The organism is Rhizobium sp. BK399, from assembly GCF_014194695.1.
GTDB lineage: Bacteria > Pseudomonadota > Alphaproteobacteria > Rhizobiales > Rhizobiaceae > Rhizobium.
In genome coordinates this window covers 266,104-283,226 of sequence record NZ_JACIAH010000004.1, presented here as the reverse complement: position 1 = coordinate 283,226, position 17,123 = coordinate 266,104, and the positions used below count along the sequence as shown (strand labels likewise).

Genomic DNA, 17,123 nt, shown 5'->3' with positions numbered 1-17,123 from the left:
AACAACAATTCGAAACCTGAGGAGACACGAGATGAGCACCGGATTCTTCGGCGACATCCAGAAGATCAAGTACGAAGGCCCTGAGAGCACCAATCCGCTCGCCTTCCGCCACTACAACAAGGACGAGGTCGTTCTCGGCAAGCGCCTGGAAGACCATCTGCGCTTTGCCGTTGCCTACTGGCACACGTTTGCTTGGGAGGGCGGCGACCCGTTCGGCGGACGCACCTTCCTGCGTCCCTGGTTCGAAGACTCGATGAAAGCCGCGAAGCTCAAGGCCGACGTCGCGTTCGAACTCTTCCAGATCCTCGACGCACCGTTCTACTGCTTCCACGACGCCGACGTGCGCCCGGAAGGCAAGAACTTCGCCGAAAACACGAAGAACCTGAACGAGATCGTCGACTATTTCGCCGAAAAGCAGGCTGCGACCGGAACCAAGCTGCTCTGGGGCACGGCGAACCTCTTCTCCAACCGCCGCTTCATGTCGGGCGCCGCCACCAACCCGGATCCGGATGTTTTCGCCTACTCGGCTGCGACGGTTAAGACCTGCATGGACGCCACGATGAAGCTCGGCGGCGCCAACTACGTTCTCTGGGGCGGCCGCGAAGGCTACGAAACCCTGCTCAACACCGACCTCAAGAAGGAACTCGACCATCTCGGTCGCTTCCTCAACCTCGTCGTCGAGTACAAGCACAAAATCGGCTTCAAGGGCACGATCCTCATCGAGCCGAAGCCGCAAGAGCCGACCAAGCACCAGTACGACTACGACGTCGCGACGGTCTATGGCTTCCTCAAGAACCACGGCCTCGAAAACGAAGTGAAGGTCAACATCGAGCAGGGCCACGCGATCCTCGCCGGCCACTCTTTCGAGCACGAACTGGCGCTCGCCAACGCGCTCGGCATCTTCGGCTCGATCGACATGAACCGCAACGATTACCAGTCCGGCTGGGATACCGACCAGTTCCCGAACAACGTTCCTGAAATGGCGCTTGCCTACTACCAGGTCCTGCAGGGCGGCGGCTTCACGACAGGCGGCACCAACTTCGACGCCAAGCTGCGCCGCCAGTCGCTCGATGCGGAAGATCTGCTGATCGGTCACATCGGCGGCATGGATGCCTGCGCTCGCGGTCTCAAGGCCGCTGCCAAGATGATCGAGGACAAGGCTCTGTCCGGTCCGCTCGACGCCCGCTATGCCGGCTGGGATTCGGTCGAAGGCCAGAAGCTCGCCCGCGGCGAATACTCGCTCGAGCAGATCGCCGAGTGGGTCGAAGCCAAGGACATCAACCCGCAGCCGAAGTCCGGCAAGCAGGAGCTGCTCGAAAACATCGTCAACCGTTACGTGTGATCGGCGGTTGATTGTGGAGGAGAGGGCCGGGGAGCGAAGGTTCCCCGGCCTTTTTTGTTGATTGAGGCGATGCCGTTTCCATGTTTGGTGGAAGTGCGATCGCTGGTATCGGGCCGCTCGGCGATCTCAAGGGAAAAGCTGCGATGGACTTCAGACAGGGTATGCTTGCCGGCGCCGCGATGCTGGGCGCTGCCGCGTTTGCGGGTGCGGCCGTCGCAGGGCCTTGCCTGCAGGATACATTCGAAGGCGAGGCCTATGTCGTGTGCACCGTCGAGAAAGGAAGCGACCTCCGTTTGTTCTGGAAGAACGCGGCTGGAGAACCCTATCGCGACTTCTCCGGGGTTGACGAGGCCGTTCAAAAGAGCGGGCAGAGCTTAGTGTTTGCGATCAATGCCGGCATGTATCTGCCCGATTTTTCGCCGATCGGGCTCTATGTCGAAGACGGCAGGGAATTGCGGCCAGCCAGCACCGCGCAAAGCAATGGGCCCGCCGACGGCCCGGTGCCGAACTTCTACAAGAAGCCGAATGGCATATTCTTCATCGATGAGACGTCCGCGGGAATACTTCCGACCCAGGAATTCCTGAAGCGCCGCCCCGATGTCCGGCTCGCCACGCAATCCGGCCCGATGCTCGTGATCGACAACAAGCTGAACCCGATCTTCATCGTCGGATCGACCGACAAGACCCGCCGCGGCGGCGTCGGTATCTGTGGCGATGGCGTGGTGCACTTCGCGGTCAGCGAAGACAGGGTGAACTTCCACGATTTCGCGCGCCTGTTCCGCGATCATCTGGCCTGCCCGAATGCGCTGTTTCTCGATGGTGGCCGGGGTGTCGGGCTCTACAGTCCCGCCTTGGGACGTGACGACAAGTCTTGGCATGGCGGGTTCGGCCCGATGTTCGGCCTCGTCGAATAGCGCACCGGATGAGCCGCATTCAGGGCATCCGGATCGTGCCCATGTCTGGTTGCCAAATCTCCGCGTCATCCTAATTGGCCCCGGTACCATAAGAACCGGAGGAGAGTCGTGTCCAAAGCCGACCTTGCGGCCATCTATCGGGAATACATCGTCTGCCTGAACAGCCAGAATTGGTCGGCGCTCGGACAGTTCGTTCATCCGGATGTTCGCTACAACGGAGAGCCGATCGGATTGTCTGGATATCGCCAGATGCTCGAGGGTGACTTTCAAACGATTCCGGACCTCTTCTTCGATATCGATTTTCTGGTTTCCGAGCCGCCGCGCGTCGGAAGCCGCCTGCGGTTTGACTGCACGCCGATAGGGCTGCTGTTTGGGCTACCGGTGAATGGCAAGAGAATCTCATTCACCGAGAACGTGTTTTATGAATTTCGGGATGGGGAGATCGAGGCGGTCTGGTCTGTCATCGACAAGGCCGCCATCGCATCCCAGCTCCTGTAAATATAGCCTCAGCCCGCGGCACCGCCGCGCGTGAACGCGGTGGCATGGTGTTTTACGAATTCCTGCATACTGACAGGTGCCTTGCCGATGAGCTGGAAGAGATCATCGGTCATGCGGTCGTAGCTGCCCTGCTTGTGGAGGTCCGCCATCACGGCAAGGTGGCTGGCAAGATGCGGCGGTACGCCGGCATTCTTCAACGCATCAATCCATGCGGGCAGCGGAATGTCACGGTAGCGGATAGGCCGTCCGAGGGCTTCGGAAAAGCTACGCGCATGGTGGTCAAGATCGGCCGACTCGTAGCCGGTCAAGTTATAGATCTTTCCGATGTGCGGTGCCGGATCGTCGAGGACCACGGCGACAGCCCTTGCAACATCCGCGGCGGCGACGGGCGACGTCTTGCTGCTGCCGAGCGGCAATGCGAGTTCGTCTCGTTCCCGGACGCTGTCGGCGGCGAGCCGCAGAAAGAAGCCTTCCAGAAAGGCCGTGGGGCGGACGGTAACCACCGGCAGACCGGACCAGGCCAGGGCTTGCTCGGCAAGCCAGTGCAGCCGGTGTTGCGGGCTGTCGGTTGTCTCGGTGATGCTCATTTGCGAAACGGTCATCTGCGACATGTTCACGAACGCCTCGACACCATGATGGCGCGCAACGGCCGCGGTATTGATCGTCGCTTCCAGATAGGCAGCCGAGATCGACATGCCGAAATAGATACGCTTTGTGCCTTGGATCGCCCGATGCATCGAGGCGAGGTCGGTCAGGTCACCCTGGACCACCTCGGCTCCGAGGCGCCTCAGGGCTTCGGCACGTTCATCCTCCCGGCGGACCAGGGCGCGCACCCTGTGGCCCTTCGCGAGCAGCATCTCTGTAAGGTTGCGGCCAACGGCGCCGACGTCGCCGGCCGCACCGGTTACGAGGATCGGGCTATCCTGAGACGATTGAGTAGTCATGGTCCTTGCCTTCTTTCCGTTCGTTCAAATTCAGCGCGCGTTCAGAGAACCTCGACGGCCTTTTCCTCAACAGATCTTGCGTGGAAGGCTTCGGCCTTCGGCTGTGCGCTCAGATCATGGACATGGAGGGCCGGCCTGCGGTCGATCCGCAGGCTGAGGAACTCCGGACGGCTGTAGTGGCCGGCGGCGTCCATGAGCCTCTTGCGCGCGTCGATCAGAGCAAAATCGAGATCGGCGACCACTTCGCCTTCGCCTGCGGTCAGCGGCTCGCCGATGATCTGCCCCTCGGGATTGACGATGGTCGTGAAGCAACCGCCGGAAATCGGTCCTCCGGCGGACCCCGTGTCCTTCAGGATCTGAGCCTGCTGATCGGCGTCGAGCCAGGCCGTGGCATTGACCACGAAACAGGCGGATTCCAACGCATGCTGGCGAATGCTGACTTCTATCTTGTCAGCAAAAAGCTGGCCGTACATCGATCCCGGATACATCGCCGAGTGGATCTGCTCGCCGTCGGCGATGAGGGCGTAGCGGGCCAGCGGCAGGAAATGCTCCCAGCAGGCAAGCTGGCCAATGCGCCCGACGCAACTGTCGACCGCCTGCAGTCCCGAGGCGTCACCCTGGCCCCAGATCATGCGCTCGTAATAGGTTGGCGTGAGCTTGCGGCGGCGCTGGATCAGCGTACCGTCGGCATCGAAGAGGAGCTGCGTATTGTAGATCGATCCGCCGTCACGCTCGTTGACGCCGATCGAGACGACCATCTTTGCCTCGCGGGCCGCCTCGCCGATGGCACGCGTTTCGGCGGAAGGCACTGTCACCGACTCTTCGAGCAGGCGCTGGTGCTCCTTGCCCATCTGGAATGCGGGTTGCAGGAAGGAGAAGTAGGGGTAGTAGGGAACGAGGGTTTCCGGGAAGGTCGCGAACTGAACGCCCTGCTTGCCCAGTTCTCGGATCTTCCTGACAACCTTGTCGACGGTGCCTGCCCGGCTGTAGAGCACGGGACTGATCTGCACGGCGGCGGCTTTGACGATGGTGCTCATGATAACGGTCCTTTCAGTTGAGCGTATTCGGCAACTTAATTGCATATGCAACATTGAAGTTATTGATATTGTATATGCAACATTTGTGATTCCTTTACTCGACTTGGCCGAGTGGCAGGCTGTCGGCCACATCGAGCACGGCAGCAACGCCTTCCGCGCCAAGCAAGGCCCGCGCCTTCGTCTGCGCTAGTCGCCAGGCCGGAGCTGCCGAAGTCAGCAGATCCTTGCCGGCTTGTGAGAGGATGATCGGACGCCTCCGTCCGCCCTTTTCGGAAACCTTCTCTTCGATCCAGCCTTCATTCAGGAGGAGGGCGAGATTGCGTGTCAGCGTTGAGCGATCTTGGTAGTTGGCGCGCCCGATTTCGGCGCGGCTTGCACTACCGAGCTTAGCGATCAGCACAAGCAACGAGAACTGTGGGGCGTTGACCCCGTAGTGCCGCAGTTCATGGTCATAGAGATTGGTTGCGAAGCGCGATATACGACGCGTACGCGTCATCAGACAGTTCTGCGTGATCTCGCCGACGATATTCGTCACGCCCATTTTGCTTTCCGTCCTCGTTCCCATGGACAATTATATGATGTATATGCAACATAATGTCAACATGGAAATTTTCAGACGTTTCCAGCGGTCGCCCGTATGGCTGGAGCGGCGGCGAAAGGCGGCGCCGCCGTTTCTTCCAGTTGGCCCTATTGCGCCAGCGTGGACTTCGCCACAACGATGCCGGCTACCATCCCCGCGGTTTCTTCGCGAAACTGCCTGATGGAGGAGCTGTTCAGATGCGCCTCGAATGCGGCGGCATCAGCGTAGACTTCATAGATATGCAACTTCGCCTCGTCGTCGTTCGACACCATGACCTCGAAGGTCAGGGTACCGCTCTCATCATGGAGACGGCGGGGCGCCCTGTGGTTCAGCAGCACGATCGACGAAGAGGAGCGCTGTCGTCTGCTTGCTGTCGTTCGGCTGTGACATGTCTTTCTCCAGAGTTTGACGTTCCGAGATGCCTAATTGCGAAGCGCGGCGCGCTCAATGCTCGCAGCGAAAAGGGGTGTTTCTCCCTTGTTGTGCGCAATCGACATCGGCTGCCGTTGTGCGCGGAACACGTCGAAGGGGATGCCCTGCCTGTCGAGAAAGGCCTTGAACTCTTCTGTTGCCTTGGAACGAACGTGGTTCGTGAATTCGCAGGTCTGATCGTCGATGCGCCTGACGCTGAGTTCCCAAAGCACATGGATCGTCGTGCGGCCCGTCGGTGTGACTATATCCGAAACCGACTCAAGGATCAGGTGATCCTTTTCACCCAACGTCTCGACGTAGTGCTGAACCATCAGGCTGCCGCCGATCGTCTCGACGTTGATGGACATGCGCTTGCCGTCCGGTGCGGTGGTGAAGCCCGCGGCGATGTGAGCCGGCGAGCATCGCTGATATTCATCCTCCGGCAGCGTGAAGCACCATTTCGGAATATCTATCTTCTCGATCGGTGCGTTGATGATGGCGGTAAAGCTTGAATCGACGATTTCATGATCGCTCATGGCTGGTTCCTTTCATTACGGGGTAAGTTTGATTTCGACATCCACGTTGCCTCGCAACGCTTTCGAGAAGGGGCAGGTGAGATGGGCCTGCTCGACGATTGCCTCCGCTGCCTTCGCATCGACACCGTCCAGCCGGACGTTCAAGCGCGCCCGCAGAAAGAGGCCATCATCGGCAAGGTTGAGGTCAATTTCGGCATCGATCTCCGGACCGGAGGGGAGGGAGATCTTTTTGCTGCGTGCGACGCGGGCAATGGCACCCTCTAAGCATGCCGCCGACCATCCCGCTGCCAAAAGCTGTTCAGGGTTGCTGCCGGTTCGTTCGGAGCCGGGAATTGCGAGCTTGATGTCGAGATTGCCGTCGGAACTGCGAGCAGTTCCCCTTTCCCGACCGCCGACTGTGTGGGTCTTGGCGGTATAGAGGTTTGCCTCGCCGCCATGAGTGGCTTGGGTCATTGTCATTCCTCTCGGCGTAGGTCCGTCTGGACCTATTGCACTTGCTTCCACGGTTTCTTATGTTGGCTATGAAAATCATAGTTGCAAGTACCTATGAAAAAGAAAGTAGCGAAATGGACAAGGAATCGGTTTTGGATACGCTATGCCCGGTGGCCCGCTCAGAGGCGGTGGTCGGGGACCGATGGACGGTACTGATCCTGCGCGAGCTCTTCATGCGCAGTTATCGGTTCGAGGAGATCCAGGCGCAGACCGGGGGGACGCCGCAGATGATTGCATCGCGTTTGAAGTCGCTGGAGGCGGAAGGCATTGTGGAACGCCGGCGCTACAGCGAGCGGCCTCCGCGCTACGAGTACCATCTGACCGAAAAGGGCGAGGCTTTTTATCCGGTGATCCTGGCGCTACGCGCTTGGGGTGAAACCTGGATGAAGTCGCCGGATGAAGGTCGGGCGGTCCAATATACGCACCTGACCTGCGGCAAGCCGGCGGGGCTTGGCCCGGTATGCGAAAGCTGCGGCAAGCCGATCAGCAGGGAAGATTTGAGCGCGGCGCTTAATTCTGCTTACCAGCGCGAACGGGACGAGCGGTGGGAGGCGTTCAAGCGCAGTCGGTAGCGGTAGCGACGCCGCATCGATTCCGTGTGCGAGCCACGGCCGTGCAGCCAAAAGCCAATTTTTTCGTTCCGCTTGCGCAGCGAACGCCGATAAGCTTAGACCGTCGTTTTTCAAATCAGGGGGCTAGGCTATGGCCGGCAGAGAAAGGGACTTGACGGCCATCGCGCAAGCGGTTGCCGACAGCCCGAAGCGCGACAACAGCGTCTATCACAAGGCAATGTCAGAAGCCCGCCAAGCCTTTGAGGCAGCCGAGGCCGCAATCGGCGGACCGGTTGAGGTCATGACCAAGACAAAACTGAAGCGAAACGGGCAGTATGTTGTGAAGTGGATTTTCAGGCCGGCCGAATAACGCCCTGCGATCGGCTCCCGCTCAGCGTTTCGTCCATCGGCGCGACGGCGCGCCAACTGAATTGCGCACGACAAGATCTGGACGCAGCAGGATCTCGGTTTCCGCCGGCTGGCCGTCAGAGAGGAACTCCAATAGCAGCGCCATGGCCTGCTTGCCGATCAAAGTCCGTGGTTGGCGGATCGTTGTCAGCGGCGGCGACATGAAGACGGCCTGTGGCACGTCGTCAAAGCCGGTTACCGAGAAGTCGGTCGGGATGTCGTAGCCGCGGGCGCCAAGGCCGATCATAACGCCGATCGCCGTCTGGTCGTTGACGCACATGAAAGCGGTCGGCAGGGTGTCGCGCATGAACAGTTGCTCGACGGCGTGACGGCCGCTTTCCAGCGTTCCGTCGCCTTCGAGAACGATACGCACGTCCGGTGCAACGCCCGCTGCATCTAGCCCCGCATCGTAGCCCTGGCGCCGGCGGCTGTAAGCAAGGCGCGTCCGCGAATCGCCGATGAAGGCGATCTTGCGATGGCCCTCGGCCAGCAGCAGGTCGACCGCCTTTCTGGCGCCCTCGACGTCATCGACGCCGACATAAGGGATGCCGCCGTTGAAAACCGGCTCGAACACCCCGACGCTCGGCGGCAGGCGCGCGGTCATCGTCTGATGGCCGAAGGGCAAAATGCCGGTGAAGAGGATCAGCCCGGCGGCCTGGTTGGAATTCAGAAACTTCAGATATTCGAGGCCACGCTGTGCATCGTTCTGCGTATGGCCGATCAGGATGCCGTAGCCATGGGCACGCGCTTCGTTCTCAAGACCGACGAGAATGTTGGAGAAGTTCGGGTCGCCGATATCAGGGGCAACCACTAGTATCATGTTCGATCGGCCGAGGCGCAGGCTGCGGGCCATGGCGTTCGTCGTATAGCCGGTGATGGCGATCGCCTGATTGACCTTCAGTCGCGTCGAGTTGGCGACCTTTTCCGGCGTGTGGATCGCCCGCGATACCGTCGCGATCGAAACCTCGGCGATCCGAGCGACGTCTTCTATGGTTGCGGGCGTGGAATTCGACACTGCGTCCTGCCTTGGATGCCTTCGCCGCGACACTACACAGACTTGCCGGGAGGTCAAATGCCAGGACCTGCAGATCTGTGTGTAACAGTGATGTAAACCTTTACATGCGTCGTGTAAAGGTTTACATATGGCTTCAAGCGGATGGGAGCCGCAGGGAGGAAGTCAGTCAATGAGTGTGGATTCTGCCGACGCCGCGCCCGTGGTGTTGTCCGCGCGGCGCATCTGCAAGTCGTTCAGCGGCGTGCAAGTCCTCTTCAGCGTCAATTTCGATCTCCGTGCCGGTGAGATCCACGCCCTCATGGGTGAAAATGGCGCGGGCAAGTCGACCTTGGTCAAGGTCATGTCCGGTTTTGAGCAGCCGAGTTCGGGCGAGATCCTGCTGGATGGCAAGCCGGTCGTGTTGCCGGCCAACGGCGCGGCCGAAGCGCTCGGCATCGTTCTCATCCATCAGGAATTCAATCTCGCCGAACATCTGACGGTCACGGAGAGCCTTTTCCTCGGTCGCGAAGTCACGCGGTTCGGCGTGCTCGATCGCAGGTACATGCGCGCCGAGACCCGCAAGGCGCTTGATCTCCTCGGCTCCCACGTCGACGAGAATGCCATCATCAGCACATTGTCGATCGCCGACAAGCAGATGGTGGAAATCGCCAAGGCAATCAGCCGCGATGCCCGCGTCGTCATCATGGACGAGCCAACCGCTGTGCTGTCGCGCGAGGAGACGAATTTCCTGTTCCGGCAGGTGCGCAAGCTACGCGACAAGGGAACAAGCTTTATCTTCGTGTCGCATAAGCTCGACGAGGTGATGGAGATCACCGACCGGGTGACCGTGCTGCGCGATGGCCAGTGGGTCAAGACGGCGCCGACGGCGATGCTCGACGGCGAATCCATTGCGCAGCTGATGGTCGGGCGCGAACTGTCGAGCCTTTATCCCACCAAAGTGGAACCCAATGTCGACGAGGACGTCGTCCTCCGGGTCGAAGGTGTTTCAACCGGCTATGTGCAGGATGCGAGCTTCGAGGTTCGCAAGGGCGAGATCATCGGCTTCTCCGGCATGATCGGTTCTGGTCGCACGGAGCTGATGGAAGCAATCGCCGGGTTGCGGGCGCGTGCGTCCGGCGAGGTCGTCATTCGCGGTGAATCCGTGTTTTCGGGCGATGTGCATGCAGCCAACCGCGCCGGGCTTGCCTACATGACGAAGGATCGCAAGTCGAAGGGTTTGCTCCTGCGTTCCGGCATGATGACCAATCTGACTCTGCAGTCGCTCGGCCAGCATTCGCGGCACGGCTATCTCAGCCCGAGCAGCGAGGCGAAGGCGCTTGCCAAGGCGCGGCGGCGCTTCGATATCCGCGTTCGCGACACCAACATCGTTGCCGGCCGCATGTCAGGCGGCAATCAGCAGAAGCTGTTGCTGGCCAAGGTCATGGAGACCGAGCCCGAGATCATCATCATCGACGAGCCGACACGCGGCATCGATGTCGGCACCAAGCAGCAGATCTATCATTTCATCTCGGCATTGGCGCGCGACGGTCGATCCATCATTGTCGTTTCCTCGGAAATGCCTGAAGTGATCGGCCTCTGCACGCGCGTCGCCGTGATGCGCGAGGGACGGATCGTTGGCGTGCTCGAGGGTGACGAGATCTCGGAGCAGGAGATCATGCGTTACGCCGCCGGATTGAAGAGAAAAGCCGCCTGACATTGGCGGGAGGCGGCTGCGTCAAGCGCGCTGCGAAAATATGATGCCCATCGAATTTGGGGCGGGAGGTTGGTTTGGAAATGAGCGTGAACGAGGAGACCAGGGAAATCCGGCGTCGCCCCTGGCGGGATATCGATCTCAGGGCCGTTGCACCTTTTGCAGCCCTGATATTGCTCTTGATCGTCGGGGCGCTGGTCAATCCGAACTTCATCGGCATCACCAACCTTGCCAATGTCGCGACCCGCTGCGCCTTCATCGCGATCATCGCCGTCGGCGCCACATTCGTGATCTCCGCAGGCGATCTTGATCTGTCCGTCGGGTCGATGGTGGCCTTTGTTGCCAGCCTGATGATCCTTTTGATGAATTCCGGCGTGATTGCCGATCCGACGCTGATGCTGGCGGCTGCGGTCGTCTTCACGCTCGTCGCCGGTGCGCTCTGTGGACTGGCCAACGGCCTGATCACTACGGTCGGCAGGATTGAGCCGTTCATCGCCACGCTCGGCACGATGGGCATCTATCGTGGCCTAACAACATGGCTCAGCCAGGGCGGCGCGATCACGCTGCGCTCGGCCGATATCCAGACGCTTTACCGTCCGGCCTATTTCGGCAGCATTCTCGGCGTGCCGGTGCCGATCGTTGTCATCCTTGCGGTCACTGCGGTGGCAGCCTTCATTCTCTACCGCACACGCTATGGACGCCATGTCGTCGCGGTCGGTTCCAACAGTGACGTGGCGCGCTATTCCGGCATCGCCGTCAATCGTGTGCGCACCATCGCCTTCGTCATCCAGGGGCTCTGCGTCGCCATCGCCGTGCTGCTTTATGTGCCGCGCCTCGGCTCGACCTCGGCAACGACGGGAATCCTCTGGGAGCTGCAGGCGATTACCGCCGTCGTCGTCGGTGGGACGGCACTCAAGGGTGGCGCCGGTCGCGTCTGGGGCACCATCTGCGGCGCTTTCATTCTCGAGCTCGTCGGCAACATCATGCTGCTGTCGAACTTCATCAGCGAATATCTCATCGGTGCAATCCAGGGTGCGATCATCATCATCGCCATGCTGGTGCAGCGCTCGCTGGTCCGCAAATCGTAAGCGGACTGGCTCCAGGAATTGGCCGGGATCACAGGGCGTCCGGTTGACGGGTAGGAAAAGTCCCTGACGTTTATTGGGAGGAAATAGAATGCGCAAACTCATGTTGGGTCTTGCGGTTGCGGCCGTCACGCTGGCGGGTACCGCATACGCACAGGACAAGAAGTTCACCATCGGCGTCTCGATTCCGGCAGCCGACCATGGTTGGACCTCGGGCGTCGTGTTCCACGCCGAACGCATCGCCAAGAAATTGATGGAACAGCATCCGGGCCTGAACGTCATCGTCAAGACTTCGCCGGATGCCGCCAGCCAGGCGAACGCTGTGCAGGACCTTGATACACAGGGCATCGACGCCCTCGTCATCCTGCCGTCGGATCCGGATCCGCTCGTCAACGCCATCAAGGAAGTCAAGGGCAAGGGCAAGTACGTCGCGCTCGTCGACCGTGCGCCCTCGACCAACGATGACACCGTCCGTGACCTTTATGTCGCTGGCAACAACCCGGCGCTCGGTGAAGTCGCTGGCAAGTACATCGCTGCGCAGACGCCGGACGCCGAAGTCGTCGTCATTCGCGGCCTGCCGATCCCGATCGATCAGCAGCGCCAGGACGGCTTCGACAAGGGCATTGCCGGCTCCAAGGTCAAGGTTCTCGACCGCCAGTACGGTAACTGGAACCGCGACGATGCCTTCAAGGTCATGCAGGACTATCTGACGAAGTACCCGAAGATCGACGTGGTCTGGTGCCAGGATGACGACATGGCTGTCGGCGTGCTGCAGGCGATCGAGCAGGCCAAGCGTACCGACATCAAGTATGTTGTCGCCGGCGCCGGCTCCAAGGACATGGTCAAGAAGGTCATGGACGGCGACAAGCTGATCCCGGTCGACGTTCTTTATCCGCCGGCAATGGTTGGCACGGCCATGGAGCTGACGGCTGCTGGTCTCTACGGCCAGGTTCCGGTTCGCGGCACCTTCGTCCTCGACGCGACGCTTGTCACGAAGGACAATGCGAAGGACTTCTACTTCCCGGATTCTCCGTTCTGATCTGAAAATCCAATGCGGCGCCCGTTCGAAAGGACGGGCGTCTTTTTTTGACAACGTCGCTTTTTAGTCCGGCAGTCCGGCCTTGGCGAGGTCCGTGATGCAGCGGTCGATGAAAGCTTCGGTCATGACTGGATTGTCGCCGAAATAGAATTCTCGGCGGGCGTAACGGCACGTCATACCCGGCCGGAAGCGATGAAGCCTGGAGATTGCCTCTCGCGCTTCGTTCATTTCGCCTTGCCTTCCGAGGGCAGCGGCCAGAAAAATCGCCGGCCAGAAGGTTGCGTTCGGGGAGCGGAGTGATGCACGCGCTGCCTTGGCCGCTTCCGCCATGTTGCCCAATTGATAGTTCGCGAGCGCGAGAACGTTATGGAAAGTCCACAGATGCGGATCGCGAGGACTGAGCCGGAATGCTTCCTTGATCTCCTCTATGCCTTCGGTGGGCCGTTCGACGTAGCAGAGGACCTGTCCAAGCGCGAAGTGGGCCTGCGCAAAACTTTGGTCCAACTGCAACGCGTTGCGCAGATGCGCAAGTCCGGCCTCCGTCGCACCATCAAGTGCCAGGGCCCTGCCCAAGGCGAGGTGCGCGGCAGGCTCTCTCTGATCGGATATGATGGCGCGTTCGGCAAGGTCGATCGCATCACAAATCCGCTCGGCGCGTTCATCAAGTGGGCCATACCAGCCGAGTTGAATGTGAACATAAGCCAGTCGCGCCTGCGCCTGCGCGAAGGTCGGATCAATATCGATTGCCTGCTCGAACAGCGCCTTGGCAGTCTTCAATTCGTCGAGCGTGAACCGATAGAGATGCCAGAGGCCCTTCAGGTAGATTTCCCAGGCATCCATGTCCAACACGGTGCGGCCCCGAAGGGCGGCGAATTCGATGGAACCGAGTTCCGGCTCAATCGTTCCGGTGATTTCCGATGCCAGCTGGTCCTGAACCTCGAAGATGTCGGCCAACGTCCGGTCGTAGCGTTCCGCCCAGAGCAGGCTGCCATCCGTGCCGTTCAGCAATTGCGCGGTAATGCGAACGCGATCTGCCGCGCGGCGCACGCTCCCCTCCAGCACGTACTTGACGCCAAGGTCCTCCGCCACCTGTTGCGCATTGGGCTTGCGGCCCTTGTAGCTGAACGAGGAGTTGCGGGCTGCCACCAGCAGCCAGCGACAGCGCGCCAGCGTGGCGATCAACTCGTCGGTGAAGCCGTCCGAGAAATGTTCCTGTTCCTCGATGCTCGACATGTTGCTGAACGGCAGAACCGCAATCGAGGGCCGATTGCGCAGAGGCCTCGTTCCCTTGTGCTTCGATGCGGCAGCCGATGGAAGCTGCTCGCTGTCCGCCGTCCATCGCCAGACCCGGATTGGTCGATCGACGTTCTTAAGTTTGCGATTGCCGAAATCGATTGCCCGGAAGTCAAGCTTCGACCGGATCTGGTCGTTGACCTGCTGGGACACGCAGATACCGCCCGGCGGCGCCAGCGCCTGCAGGCTTGCGGCGACGTTCACGCCATCACCGAAGATGTCCTCTTCCTCAACCAGTACATCGTCAACGTGGATGCCGATCCGCCACAGCATGCGCCGATCCGGTTCGAGTGCCTCGTTGCGTTGAAGCAGTGCTTTCTGGATCTCCATGGCGCAGCCGACGGCATCGACCACGCTTGCGAATTCGGCGAGCGCTTCATCGCCAACAAATTTGACAACGCGTCCGTGATGCCTGCCGATGCCGGGGACGATGATTTCGCTATTGTGCGCTTTCAGCGTCGCGAACGTACCGCTTTCGTCAAGGCCCATCAGCCGGGAGAAGCCGACAACATCCGCATCCAAGATTGCTGCCAGACGCCGGGTCATGCGCCAACCTCCTGGTCTGAAGACAGTAGCACGAGACGACGCGATGTCTACCGCCGCGGTCGCGGGGGCAGAGACGAGATGCGCCAGTGGTCACCCGTCGAACGGGAAATGCGGTACGTACATCTTGCAGCCCGGGGCAGGCCGTGGTTAAGTCGGCCGCTTTCGATTTCCGCCCCGCGGGGCAAATTTGCAGTTTCGCCTAAATCGGCTTGCAGACTTCAAATCGCGTGGTAGAACACTGCCAGAAACGTTTACGGTCATCTTTTAGGGAGGAATTGACATGAAAACGATCAAGGGCCCAGGCCTGTTCCTTGGACAATTCGCGGGCGATGCCGCGCCTTTCAACTCTTGGGATTCGATCACCAAATGGGCAGCCGATATCGGCTACAAGGGTGTGCAGGTTCCGACCTGGGCCAGCCAGCTCATCGACCTCAAGAAGGCGGCTTCCTCGAAGGATTATTGCGACGAGTTCGCTGGCGTTGCCCGCCAGAACGGCGTCGAAGTGACGGAACTCTCCACCCATCTTCAGGGCCAGCTCGTCGCCGTGCATCCGGCCTATGACGAAGCCTTCGACGGCTTTGCGGCACCTGAAGTGCGCGGCAATCCGAAGGCCCGCCAGGAATGGGCAGTCGAGCAGGTGAAGATGGCGCTGACGGCGTCGAAGCACCTCGGCATCAAGGCGCATGCGACCTTCTCCGGCGCGCTTGCCTGGCCGTTCATCTATCCGTGGCCGCAGCGCCCGGCCGGCCTCGTCGAAACCGCCTTCGACGAGCTTGCAAAGCGCTGGACGCCGATCCTCAATCACGCCGACGAAAACGGCGTCGACGTCTGCTACGAAATCCATCCCGGCGAAGACCTGCATGACGGTATCACGTTCGAGATGTTCCTCGAGCGCGTGAAGAACCATCCGCGCGCCAACATGCTCTACGATCCGTCGCACTACATCCTGCAGTGCCTCGACTACCTCGACAACATCGACATCTACAAAGACCGGATCAAGATGTTCCACGTCAAGGATGCCGAGTTCAACCCGACGGGTCGCCAGGGCGTTTACGGCGGTTACCAGGGCTGGGTCGAGCGTGCCGGCCGCTTCCGTTCGCTCGGCGACGGTCAGGTCGATTTCGGTGCTGTCTTCTCGAAGATGACGGCCAACAACTTCGACGGCTGGGCCGTGGTCGAATGGGAATGCGCGCTGAAGCATCCGGAGGATGGCGCACGCGAAGGTGCCGAGTTCGTCAAGGCGCACATCATTCGCGTCACTGAAAAAGCGTTCGACGATTTCGCAGCCGGCGGTACGGACCAGGCTGCCAACCGCCGCATGCTCGGGCTCTGAGACGCGAGCGCCTGCAACGCCGAAACATTGCGCGCATCCCGTCACCCTAACCCTCTCCCCGCCGGCGGGGAGAGGGGATCTGCCCAAGCAAGCGACTGGGAGGTGCGGCGTATTCCTTCTCCCGCTGGTGGGGAGAAGGTGGCGGCTTGAGGAGCGCGATCGTGGCACAAGACAGAAGATTTCCAGGAGGAACCAATGGCAATTGAAGCATCTACAGAACAGGCGCGCGAACCGCGCATCCGTCTCGGCATGGTCGGTGGCGGCGCCGGCGCGTTCATCGGCGCAGTGCACCGCATCGCTGCCCGCATCGACGACCAGTACGACCTGATCGCCGGCGCGCTGTCGTCGACGCCGGAAAAGGCGATGGCATCGGGCCGCGACCTCGGCCTTGACCCATCGCGCACCTATTCCAGCTACCGCGAGATGGCGATCCGCGAAGCGAAGCTGAAGAACGGCATCGAAGCGGTTTCGATCGTCACGCCGAACCATGTGCACTATGACGCCGCCAAGGAATTCCTGCGTCGCGGCATCCATGTCATCTGCGACAAGCCGCTGACGTCGAACCTTGCCGACGCCAAGAAGCTGAAGAAGGTCGCCGACGAGAGCGGCGCCCTGTTCATCCTGACGCATAACTACACCGGCTATCCGATGGTCCGTCAGGCCCGTGAGATGATCGCAAACGGCGAACTCGGCGATATCCGCCTGGTGCAGGCCGAGTATCCGCAGGACTGGCTGACGGAAGCCGTCGAGCAGACCGGTGCGAAGCAGGCCGTCTGGCGTACCGACCCGGCCCAGTCGGGTGCAGGCGGTTCGACCGGCGATATCGGCACGCACGCCTATAACCTTGCCTCCTTCGTATCGGGCCTCGAACTCGACAGCCTTGCGGCCGATCTCGACAGCTTCGTCGAAGGCCGCCGTCTGGACGACAACGCCCACGTCATGCTGCGCTTCAAGGCCAAGGGCTCTGAGAAGCCAGCCAAGGGCATGCTCTGGTGCAGCCAGGTCGCGCCCGGCCATGAGAATGGTCTGAAGGTCCGCGTTTACGGCACCAAGGGCGGTCTGGAATGGGTTCAGGCCGATCCGAACTACCTTTGGTTCACGCCGTTCGGCGAACCGAAGCGCCTGATCACCCGCAACGGCGCCGGCTCCGGCCCGGCGGCGGCCCGCGTTTCGCGCATCCCGTCCGGTCATCCGGAAGGCTACCTCGAAGCCTTCGCGACGATCTACACCGAGGCCGCGCATGCCATCAACGCCCACAAGAAGGGCAAGGCGGTTGATAAGGCCGTGGTCTATCCGACGGTCGATGACGGTGTGAAGGGCGTTGCCTTCGTGGAGGCCTGCGTGGCCTCCTCGAAGAAGAACGGTGCCTGGGTCAAGGTCTGATCCTCGCTCCACTACATCACGGATAA

Annotated in this window: 18 protein-coding genes; 10 read left to right on the top strand and 8 right to left on the bottom strand. The window is 60.7% G+C overall.

The window, feature by feature from the left end; genetic code table 11:
• Positions 1-31: 31 nt before the first annotated feature.
• The 3 genes from xylA to FHT97_RS12110 all read left to right on the top strand — a co-directional run bounded on the left by xylA (position 32) and on the right by FHT97_RS12110 (position 2,754).
• Positions 32-1,342, top strand: coding sequence for a xylose isomerase (xylA, locus tag FHT97_RS12120; protein ID WP_183862408.1), 1,311 nt, complete (start codon positions 32-34; stop codon positions 1,340-1,342).
• A 143-nt stretch (positions 1,343-1,485) separates the two neighbouring features.
• A complete protein-coding gene (locus FHT97_RS12115) occupies positions 1,486-2,256 on the top strand; it encodes a phosphodiester glycosidase family protein (RefSeq protein ID WP_183862541.1) in 771 nt (256 codons plus the stop codon).
• Between the two features lie 108 nt (positions 2,257-2,364).
• Positions 2,365-2,754 (top strand): ester cyclase, encoded by a 390-nt coding sequence (locus FHT97_RS12110; RefSeq protein ID WP_183862406.1) that lies wholly within the window; start codon positions 2,365-2,367, stop codon positions 2,752-2,754.
• Between the two features lie 8 nt (positions 2,755-2,762).
• Here the strand turns inward: FHT97_RS12110 and FHT97_RS12105 are convergent, their stop codons facing one another.
• The 6 genes from FHT97_RS12105 to FHT97_RS12080 form a co-directional block, all read right to left on the bottom strand.
• Positions 2,763-3,698 (bottom strand): NmrA family NAD(P)-binding protein, encoded by a 936-nt coding sequence (locus FHT97_RS12105; RefSeq protein WP_183862404.1) that lies wholly within the window; start codon positions 3,696-3,698, stop codon positions 2,763-2,765.
• A 41-nt stretch (positions 3,699-3,739) separates the two neighbouring features.
• Positions 3,740-4,735 carry a nitrilase-related carbon-nitrogen hydrolase gene (locus tag FHT97_RS12100; protein WP_183862402.1) on the bottom strand — a complete coding sequence of 332 codons (996 nt, stop codon included), beginning with the start codon at positions 4,733-4,735 and terminating at the stop codon, positions 3,740-3,742.
• Positions 4,736-4,829: 94 nt separating this feature from the next.
• On the bottom strand, positions 4,830-5,276 hold the full coding sequence (locus tag FHT97_RS12095) for a MarR family winged helix-turn-helix transcriptional regulator (protein WP_183862400.1): 447 nt from the start codon (positions 5,274-5,276) through the stop codon (positions 4,830-4,832).
• A gap of 146 nt (positions 5,277-5,422) precedes the next feature.
• Positions 5,423-5,587, bottom strand: coding sequence for an antibiotic biosynthesis monooxygenase (locus FHT97_RS12090; RefSeq protein ID WP_246712608.1), 165 nt, complete (start codon positions 5,585-5,587; stop codon positions 5,423-5,425).
• Between the two features lie 150 nt (positions 5,588-5,737).
• Entirely contained in the window at positions 5,738-6,262 is a 525-nt protein-coding gene (locus tag FHT97_RS12085; protein WP_183862398.1) for a hypothetical protein, read from the bottom strand.
• 15 nt (positions 6,263-6,277) lie between these two features.
• Positions 6,278-6,715, bottom strand: coding sequence for an Ohr family peroxiredoxin (locus tag FHT97_RS12080; RefSeq protein ID WP_183862396.1), 438 nt, complete (start codon positions 6,713-6,715; stop codon positions 6,278-6,280).
• Between the two features lie 113 nt (positions 6,716-6,828).
• Between FHT97_RS12080 and FHT97_RS12075 the strand changes: the two genes are divergently transcribed.
• Together FHT97_RS12075 and FHT97_RS12070 are read left to right on the top strand one after the other, a co-directional pair.
• Complete coding sequence (locus FHT97_RS12075) at positions 6,829-7,326, top strand: helix-turn-helix domain-containing protein (RefSeq protein WP_183862394.1); 498 nt, start codon at positions 6,829-6,831, stop codon at positions 7,324-7,326.
• A gap of 130 nt (positions 7,327-7,456) precedes the next feature.
• A complete protein-coding gene (locus tag FHT97_RS12070; protein WP_183755883.1) occupies positions 7,457-7,675 on the top strand; it encodes a hypothetical protein in 219 nt (72 codons plus the stop codon).
• Between the two features lie 21 nt (positions 7,676-7,696).
• Here the strand turns inward: FHT97_RS12070 and FHT97_RS12065 are convergent, their stop codons facing one another.
• Positions 7,697-8,728 carry a LacI family DNA-binding transcriptional regulator gene (locus FHT97_RS12065; RefSeq protein WP_016556993.1) on the bottom strand — a complete coding sequence of 344 codons (1,032 nt, stop codon included), beginning with the start codon at positions 8,726-8,728 and terminating at the stop codon, positions 7,697-7,699.
• Positions 8,729-8,897: 169 nt separating this feature from the next.
• On the opposite strand from FHT97_RS12065, the gene FHT97_RS12060 reads away from it, so the two are divergent.
• From FHT97_RS12060 to FHT97_RS12050, 3 genes are all read left to right on the top strand, one after another.
• On the top strand, positions 8,898-10,421 hold the full coding sequence (locus FHT97_RS12060) for a sugar ABC transporter ATP-binding protein (protein ID WP_183862393.1): 1,524 nt from the start codon (positions 8,898-8,900) through the stop codon (positions 10,419-10,421).
• Positions 10,422-10,501: 80 nt separating this feature from the next.
• On the top strand, positions 10,502-11,506 hold the full coding sequence (locus FHT97_RS12055; protein WP_016556995.1) for an ABC transporter permease: 1,005 nt from the start codon (positions 10,502-10,504) through the stop codon (positions 11,504-11,506).
• A gap of 88 nt (positions 11,507-11,594) precedes the next feature.
• Entirely contained in the window at positions 11,595-12,542 is a 948-nt protein-coding gene (locus tag FHT97_RS12050) for a substrate-binding domain-containing protein (protein WP_016556996.1), read from the top strand.
• 63 nt (positions 12,543-12,605) lie between these two features.
• Here the strand turns inward: FHT97_RS12050 and FHT97_RS12045 are convergent, their stop codons facing one another.
• Positions 12,606-14,381: a tetratricopeptide repeat protein gene (locus FHT97_RS12045; protein WP_183862391.1), complete on the bottom strand. Its 1,776-nt coding sequence runs from the start codon at positions 14,379-14,381 to the stop codon at positions 12,606-12,608.
• Positions 14,382-14,661: 280 nt separating this feature from the next.
• Between FHT97_RS12045 and FHT97_RS12040 the strand changes: the two genes are divergently transcribed.
• Together FHT97_RS12040 and FHT97_RS12035 are read left to right on the top strand one after the other, a co-directional pair.
• The gene (locus FHT97_RS12040; RefSeq protein WP_183862389.1) at positions 14,662-15,714 is read left to right on the top strand and encodes a sugar phosphate isomerase/epimerase; all 1,053 of its coding nucleotides are present in this window, start codon (positions 14,662-14,664) and stop codon (positions 15,712-15,714) included.
• A gap of 195 nt (positions 15,715-15,909) precedes the next feature.
• Positions 15,910-17,097: a Gfo/Idh/MocA family oxidoreductase gene (locus FHT97_RS12035; protein ID WP_183862387.1), complete on the top strand. Its 1,188-nt coding sequence runs from the start codon at positions 15,910-15,912 to the stop codon at positions 17,095-17,097.
• Positions 17,098-17,123: the final 26 nt, after the last annotated feature.